The organism is Yinghuangia seranimata (genome assembly GCF_029953285.1).
Classification (GTDB): Bacteria; Actinomycetota; Actinomycetes; order Streptomycetales; family Streptomycetaceae; genus Yinghuangia; species Yinghuangia seranimata.
Genome location: NZ_JASAOI010000079.1, coordinates 39,798 through 46,975 on the forward strand (window position 1 = coordinate 39,798; position 7,178 = coordinate 46,975).

7 protein-coding genes are annotated in these 7,178 nt (G+C 68.9%); 5 read left to right on the top strand and 2 right to left on the bottom strand.

Annotated elements, in window-relative coordinates:
- The first annotated feature begins 24 nt into the window (after positions 1 to 24).
- A complete protein-coding gene (locus QI554_RS39455) occupies positions 25 to 2,385 on the top strand; it encodes a collagenase (RefSeq protein WP_281469889.1) in 2,361 nt (786 codons plus the stop codon).
- A gap of 131 nt (positions 2,386 to 2,516) precedes the next feature.
- On the opposite strand, the gene QI554_RS39460 is transcribed toward QI554_RS39455, so the two are convergent.
- On the bottom strand, positions 2,517 to 3,386 hold the full coding sequence (locus tag QI554_RS39460) for a hypothetical protein (RefSeq protein ID WP_281469890.1): 870 nt from the start codon (positions 3,384 to 3,386) through the stop codon (positions 2,517 to 2,519).
- Between the two features lie 37 nt (positions 3,387 to 3,423).
- Between QI554_RS39460 and QI554_RS39465 the strand changes: the two genes are divergently transcribed.
- Positions 3,424 to 3,648 (top strand): hypothetical protein, encoded by a 225-nt coding sequence (locus QI554_RS39465; protein WP_281469891.1) that lies wholly within the window; start codon positions 3,424 to 3,426, stop codon positions 3,646 to 3,648.
- Positions 3,649 to 3,769: 121 nt separating this feature from the next.
- Here the strand turns inward: QI554_RS39465 and QI554_RS39470 are convergent, their stop codons facing one another.
- A complete protein-coding gene (locus QI554_RS39470) occupies positions 3,770 to 4,582 on the bottom strand; it encodes a hypothetical protein (protein ID WP_281477498.1) in 813 nt (270 codons plus the stop codon).
- A 22-nt stretch (positions 4,583 to 4,604) separates the two neighbouring features.
- Here QI554_RS39470 and QI554_RS39475 point away from each other — a divergent pair, with 22 nt between their 5' ends.
- From QI554_RS39475 to QI554_RS39485, 3 genes are all read left to right on the top strand, one after another.
- Positions 4,605 to 4,826 (top strand): hypothetical protein, encoded by a 222-nt coding sequence (locus tag QI554_RS39475; RefSeq protein ID WP_281477500.1) that lies wholly within the window; start codon positions 4,605 to 4,607, stop codon positions 4,824 to 4,826.
- Between the two features lie 471 nt (positions 4,827 to 5,297).
- The gene (locus QI554_RS39480) at positions 5,298 to 6,647 is read left to right on the top strand and encodes an ammonium transporter (protein ID WP_281477502.1); all 1,350 of its coding nucleotides are present in this window, start codon (positions 5,298 to 5,300) and stop codon (positions 6,645 to 6,647) included.
- 11 nt (positions 6,648 to 6,658) lie between these two features.
- The gene (locus QI554_RS39485) at positions 6,659 to 6,997 is read left to right on the top strand and encodes a P-II family nitrogen regulator (RefSeq protein ID WP_281477504.1); all 339 of its coding nucleotides are present in this window, start codon (positions 6,659 to 6,661) and stop codon (positions 6,995 to 6,997) included.
- Positions 6,998 to 7,178 lie beyond the last annotated feature (181 nt).

Sequence of the window (7,178 nt, forward strand, 5' to 3'; positions counted from 1 at the left end):
GGCCCCGCCCCTGGAAGGGCACGAATGGGCATACGCGTGCGCCGCAGGCCGCTGATCGCCACAAGCGCGTCACTGGCCGCACTCGCGCTGGCAGTTCTGCCGGCGACAGGCGCCTCCGCCGCCGGGCTCGCACCCGCACCGGCACCCCACAGCACCACGTCGGCCGCACCGGCCGGCGGCACCACGGCCACCCCGCAAGGCGGCACCGCCGACGACGTCGACCACCTCGGCAAGGGCACCGCCGGCTCGGCCGCCGACAGCCGCCCAGGGTCGATCACCGTCGCCGGCAAGGACGTTCCCGCGACCGGCAAGGCCCCCAACGGCCCGGCGGCCGCCCCGGCGCCGGCGGTCTCGCGGTTCGCCGCCCCGGCCGCGGTACCGGGCTGCACCCTGGCCGAGTTCTCCCAGCTGTCCCCGAAGCAGCTGGCGGACTTCCTGGTGCGGCCGGACGTCAAGGCGTCCACCTGTCTCAAGCCGTTCCTGTGGACCTACTCCCCCGAGCTGGCCCGCGTCCTGACACCGGGTCACCTCAAGGCGGTGCTCGACCGGATCGTCCAGCTCGCCCCGAGCTACGACGGCACGGACAACCAGAACCTTTACGAGCTCTGGTACTTCACGCACGCCGCGCTCTACATCGACTGGAACGCGAACGACGTCAACCTGCGCGTCCCGGCCGTGCTCGACCCGCTCAGCGCGGCGATCGACGCGTACCGCGCCAACCCCAAGGCGTTCGGTGCGACGACGAACTCCGCGGCGACCATGCTCGAGGTCGTCATCTCCGCCGGCACGGACACCGTGCGCCCCCGGCAACTCGGGCTGTTCGCGGGTGTCTTCAACGCCATGAACGGAAGCACGACGGCCTGGCAGGACCCGGCCTGGCAGAACGTCACCCTGCAGTCCCAGGTCCAGGTCTACAACGGGATGGTCTACGAGGCGGACGCCTACCGGGCCGCCGTCGCCGCCGACCCGGCGTACCGCGCCGCGCTCAAGGCGTTCGTCGGCTACACCCACCTGAACGCCAACGCCGGCGGCCTACTGCGCAACGGCATCTTCGAGTACGGCCGCATCGGCCTGGTCCCGGCGGTCCGCGCCGAGGTCACCGCCGGGCTCGCCGACCTCCTCACGGTCACCGAGAACGCCTACGGCAAGTACGGCGTCGTGTGGAGCGAGACCGCGCACTGGCTCGAGTACTACGGGCTCTGCAAGCAGTACGACGTGTGCAAGGCCGACCTCGAGGCCAAGCTGTTCCCGCACACCTACAGCTACGACAACGGCGACTTCGAGGTGCACACCGGCCTCGACGCGGCCACCGTCGAGCAGCTGTACTACGCGTCCAAGCAGGTCAAGACGCAGTTCCTGCGGATCGTGGGCAGCGACCAGCCGGTCGCCGGCGACGTCAACCACAAGCTGACGATGCGCCTGTACGAGGCCATGGCCGACTACAAGAAGTACCAGTACTTCCTGTACGGCTACGGCACCAACAACGGCGGCCTGTACATCGAGGACGGCGCGACGTTCTACACGTACCAGCGCGTCATCCCGCGCGACTCGCTCCTCACCCTCGAGGAGCTGTTCCGCCACGAGTACACGCACTACCTCAACGGCCGCTACGCCGTGCCGGGCCTGTTCGGCGAGGCCCCCTGGTACACCGACAACCGCACCACGTCGTTCGACGAGGGCACCGCGGAGTACTTCGCCGGCTCGACCCGCGACCAGGGCGTGAAGGTCCGCAAGTCGCAGATCGACCGGATCATCAAGGACCTGAAGACCAACAGCCGTCCGTCGGTCAACGAGATCCTGCACTTCAAGTACGACGACGCCGGCTACTTCTTCCGCTACTACTCGTACGCGTGCGCGTTCTGGGCGATGCTCGGCCGCGACCACCCGGACGAGCTGCGCGAGATGTACAGCGACCTGCGGGCGAACAACGTCGCCGCGTTCGACGACTTCCTCAACCGCATGGGCACCAAGTACCAGGCGGCGTACGACGCCTTCCTGGACCAGCAGATCGCGGGCGTCGACCAGCTCACCATCCCGAGCGCGTCGTACACCCCGGTCGCGCAGCTGGCGTCGGCGAACACGGCCGAGGTCCAGCAGGCGTTCGCGACGTCCACCTGGGCGACGCCGACGTGCGCGACCACCGCCACCGACGGGCACCCGCGGTTCACCTGCAAGGGCATGATCACGGCGAACATCGCCTCGACCCAGCCCGGCCAGGTGCACAAGGACATGGACGCGACGGTCGACTACTTCATCCTGACCCGGGCCGGAGCGGCGACCAACAACCTCGCGGACATGAACTGCTACTACGCCGACCCGGAGCTGTGGAGCAACGGCAAGGCGGCGACGTCCTGGTACACGTGCGAGGGGCCGCTGCGCCCGTAGCCCGTCGTACCGCTGCGGTACCGGTCGTACCTGACGACCACTCATGAACGGTCCGGGCGCCCCGCGGTGATAGCGCGGGGCGCCCGGACCCCCATCGTGGCACGGCGTCAGGCACCGCGCGGGAGGTCCGCTCACCCCTCCGGGGGGATGTAGACGGCGCACGTCGAGAACGGCTGGTTCTGGACGCACATGTACAGGCTCTTCCACTTGGTGTCGTTGTCGGCGAGAGCCCTGGTCAGCGCGTCGGCGCACGAGGGGTCGGTCAGGCCCCAGAGGGATCCGTCCGGCCATCCGGCCTGCGTGGTGCGGTCCGCGATCGCCTGGAGGCAGGCGTCGGACGGGTTGTAGCGCTTCACCTCGTTCAGGAACCGCAGGTAGTCGTTGTTCTGAACGGCGTTCGTCCGCGCGTCCACGATCGCCTGGACCTGCTGCTGGGCCTGCTGCTTGGCTTCCGGCGTCGCGTTCGGGTCCTGGAGGACCGCAAGCGCGGCCGCGGCAGTGGTGTTCGTGTCCTGGAGGATCTGCTTGACCTTCTGCTGGTCCTCGGGCTTCTTCGGCGCCGTCTTCGGATCCACCGCCGCCAGCAGGCCGTTGGTGATCGAGTCCGCGATCTTGATGTAGAGGCCCTTGTACACGGCGGGAAGGCCGGGATCCTGGAGGTTGGTCGTGTAGGACGCCAGCGCACTCGCGAGTTGCAGGTAGACGGCCCGGTCCGTCGCCGAGAGGTTCGCGTCCTGCGTCAGTCTGGTCGCCTCGTTGATCCCCTGCACGTACTTCAGGTACATCGCGCGGTCCGCCTGCGACGTGGTCGGGTCCTGGATCAGTTTCAGCGCCTGGTTGATGCTGTCCACGATGTACATGAAGGAGTTCTTGTCCTTCTGGGGTGTGGCCGGGTTGTTGATGGCGTTCACCGCCACGGCCAGCCCCTCCCGGAGCCTCTGCTTCACGTCCTCGGAGACGTTCAGCCCCTTGATCTCCGCTTCCACTTCCGCGGGCGTCACCGCTGCGTCGTACTTCTGCCCTTCCGGTGGACTCGTCGTGATCTTCGTCTTCGTTTTCGTCGTGTACGAGGTTGTGAACTCCGACGGTGTGCCGGAGCTCGGAGAGGTGGCGGGCTTCCCGCTCGTCGGCGGGCCCTCCGAGTGCTCCGACGTATTCGGCGCCTGCGACGTGGCGCCGCCGGTCGGCGGCTCGCTGCTCGGCGGCTGGCTGCTCGGCGGCGGAGTGTCCACGGACGCCGCGTTCGGAGCGCGCGCCGGGTGATCGGGCGCCGTGGCCGCCACGGCGGCCGCCGGCAGGGCGACCGCGGCGGCCAAGCACGACGTCCCGACCATGCGGGAGATCCGTCGTTGAGGGGATGTGGACATGCCGGATCCAGGTGCTGTCACTGCGGGGGGATGTAGGCGGCGCACGTCGAGAACGCCTGGTTCAGGACGCACGAGAACAGGGCGTTCCACGCGCTGCTCTTGTCGGCGGCCGCCTTGGTCAGGGTGTCGGCGCACGAGGGGTCGGTCAGGCCCCAGAGGGATCCGTCCGGCCATCCGGCCTGCGTGGTGCGGTCCGCGATCGCCTGGAGGCAGGCGTCGGACGGGTTGTAGCGCTTCACCTCGTTCAGGAACCGCAGGTAGTCGTTGTTCTGAACGGCGTTCGTCCGCGCGTCCACGACCGCCTGGACCTGCTGCTGGGCCTGCTGCTTGGCCTCCGGCGTCGCGTTCGGGTCCTGAAGGACCGCAAGCGCCGCCGCGGCAGTGGTGTTCGTGTCCTGGAGGATCTGCTTGACCTTCTGCTGGTCCTCGGGCTTCTTCGGCGCCGTCTTCGGATCCACCGCCGCCAACAGGCCGTTGGTGATCGAGTCCGCGATCTTGACGTATACCGCCTTGTACACCGGCTCGAGGTTGGGATCCTGGATCGCGTTCACGTAGTTCGTGAGCGAGACCGCGAGCGACAGGTAGACGGCCCGGTCCGCGACGGAGAGTTTCGCGTCCTGCGTCAGCTTGGTCGCCTCGTTGATCCCCTGCACGTACTTCAGGTACATCGCGCGGTCCGCCGGCGACGTCGTCGGGTTCTGGGCCAGCTGCAACGCGCGGTTGATGCTGTCCACGAGGTACCTGTAGGCGGTCTTGTCGTTCGCGGACGTGGTCGGGCTGTCGATGGCGTTCACCGCCACCGCCAGCCCCTCCCGGAGCTGCTGCTTCACGTCCTCAGGGAGGTCCAGGGCGTTGATCCGCGCCTCCACTTCGGCAGGCGTCACGCCCGCCTGGAACTGCGCCCCCTGGGATGGCGACGACGTCGAGGTCCCGGGTTTCGTGGATGTCGACGTCCCCGGTTTCGATGAGGACGCGCCCGTGCTGGGTGCGCCCGACCCCGGCGCGGAGGTGGCGGGTTTCTGGCTCGTCTGCGGCTTCTGCGACGTTTCCGGGCCCTGCGTCTTCGGGGTGTAGTAGCCCGGCGGCCGGCTGCTCGGCGACGGCGGCGGAGTGTCGACGGACGTCGCGTTCGGCGCGCGCGCCGGGGCGTCCGACGCCGTTGCCGCCACGGCGGTGGCCGGCAGGGCGACCGCGGCCGCCAGGCACGACGTGCCGACAATACGGGAGATCCTTCGGTTACTAGACATAACACTTCTCACTGTTCGCTCCCCGGCGGCGCGCTGCAACCTCAGCACCGGTCGCCGGCCGCAGGTTTCAGGGAGATGTCACGGATAGGCCACGGCGTTTCCGGCTCATGTCGAACGTCGCACCGCGTGAGGAGAGGGACACGATGGCGACACGTCGAAGTAACACAGCATCAGATCGCGTAACGCGTACGTAACTTGGGCGTGAGCGTGTGGAAATCCGGCGTCTCCACCCTGGCGTGGGCCCCCGGCGCCGCCGAGGGCGCTTTGGTGCATATCGCCGACGGGAACGAGGGGGCCGATGACCGCCGCCGCAGCCACCACACAACTGGCCACACCCGCCGAACTGAGCGCCGGGGACACCGCGTGGCTGCTGGTCGCCACCGCGCTCGTCCTGCTCATGACGCCCGGGCTCGCGCTCTTCTACGGCGGCATGGTGCGCGCCAAGAGCGTGCTCAACATGATCATGATGAGCTTCTCGGCGATCGCCGTCGTCACCGTCGTGTGGTTCGCGTGCGGATGGTCGCTGGCCTTCGGCAACGACCTCGGCAGCGGTGTGCTCGGCGACTTCGGGCAGCTGTTCCTGCACGGCATGAAGCCCGAGTCGATGACCGGCAGCGTGCCGACGCTGGTCGTCATGGCCTTCCAGCTCACCTTCGCGATCATCACCGTGGCGCTGATCAGCGGCGCGATCGCCGACCGCGCGAAGTTCCGTGCGTGGCTGGTCTTCTGCGCGGTGTGGGTGACCCTCGTCTACGTGCCGCTCGCGCACTGGGTGTGGGGGCCCGGCGGCTGGATCCACGAGAAGCTCGGCGCGCTCGACTACGCGGGCGGCCTGGTCGTCGAGATCAACTCCGGCGCGGCAGGCCTCGCCGTGGCGATCGTGCTCGGCCCGCGCATCGGCTTCAAGCGCGACCCGATGCGCCCGCACAACCTGCCGCTCGTCATGCTCGGCGCGGGCCTGCTCTGGTTCGGCTGGTTCGGTTTCAACGGCGGCTCGGCGCTGGCGGCGAACGGGATCGCCGCGCAGTCGCTGGTCAACACGCAGGCCGCGGCCTGTACCGCGCTGCTGGGCTGGCTCGTCGTGGAGAAGCGCCGCGACGGGCACGCCACGACGCTCGGCGCGGCGTCCGGTGCGGTGGCGGGCCTGGTGGCCATCACTCCCTCGTGTGGTGTGGTGGACCTGACCGGCGCCCTGCTGATCGGCCTCGCGGCCGGCGTGCTGTGCTCGTACGCGGTCGGCTGGAAGCACAGGTTCGGGTACGACGACTCGCTCGACGTCGTGGGCGTGCACTTCGTCGGCGGGGTCGTCGGCACCGTGCTCATCGGCCTGTTCGCGTGGGACGGCATGACCGGCGTCGGCGGCCCGCGCGGCCTGCTCCACGGCGGCGGGGTCGGGCTGCTCGGCAAGCAGCTCGTCGCGGTGGTGGTGGCGGCACTGTTCTCGTTCGCGGTGACGTATGCCATCGCGAAGGTCATCGACCGGACAATGGGCTTCCGAGCGTCCGCGGACGACGAGCTCGCGGGGCTGGATCTGGCCGTGCACGCTGAGACGGCCTACGATCTCGGTTCGGTCGGCGCCGCATCGCACCTGTCTTCGTCGACTGCCTCCACCACGAAGCCACGGCCGGTGCGCGCCGACGAGGACTGACGAGACAACTCATGCGACTGATCACGGCGGTCATCAAGCCGCACCGACTGGACGACGTGAAGACCGCGCTGCAGACGTTCGGCGTGCACGGGCTGACGGTGACCGAGGCCAGCGGCTTCGGGCGGCAGCGGGGGCACACGGAGGTGTACCGCGGTGCCGAGTACCGGGTGGACCTGGTACCCAAGATCCGACTGGAGGTCGTCGTCGAGGACGACGATGCGGCGGACGTCATGCAGATCATCACGAAGGCCGCGCACACCGGGAAGATCGGCGACGGGAAGGTGTGGAGCGTCCCGGTCGAGACGATCATCCGGGTCCGGACGGGGGAACGCGGGCCTGACGCGCTGTAGGTAGGCCTGGGCCGACGAGGCTGTTTTTTGCGGCCTCTGTGCTGCACCGTTCCTGACCTGGTGCGTTTTGGTGGCCTGACGCCCCTCCCGCTTTTGGATTTTCCGCGCGGACGGCCCGCGCCTCAAGCCGTTCCTGCCAGCGCTTGGTCCCTTGGCCTGGTTCGGTTGCGGCTTGACCCGC

What these genes read in the sequence shown, in the direction of transcription:
- QI554_RS39485 (WP_281477504.1), top strand. Translation starts at nt 6,659, where the DNA reads ATGCGACTGATCACGGCGGTCATCAAGCCGCACCGACTGGACGACGTG.
- QI554_RS39480 (WP_281477502.1), top strand. Translation starts at nt 5,298, where the DNA reads ATGACCGCCGCCGCAGCCACCACACAACTGGCCACACCCGCCGAACTG.
- QI554_RS39455 (WP_281469889.1), top strand. Translation starts at nt 25, where the DNA reads ATGGGCATACGCGTGCGCCGCAGGCCGCTGATCGCCACAAGCGCGTCA.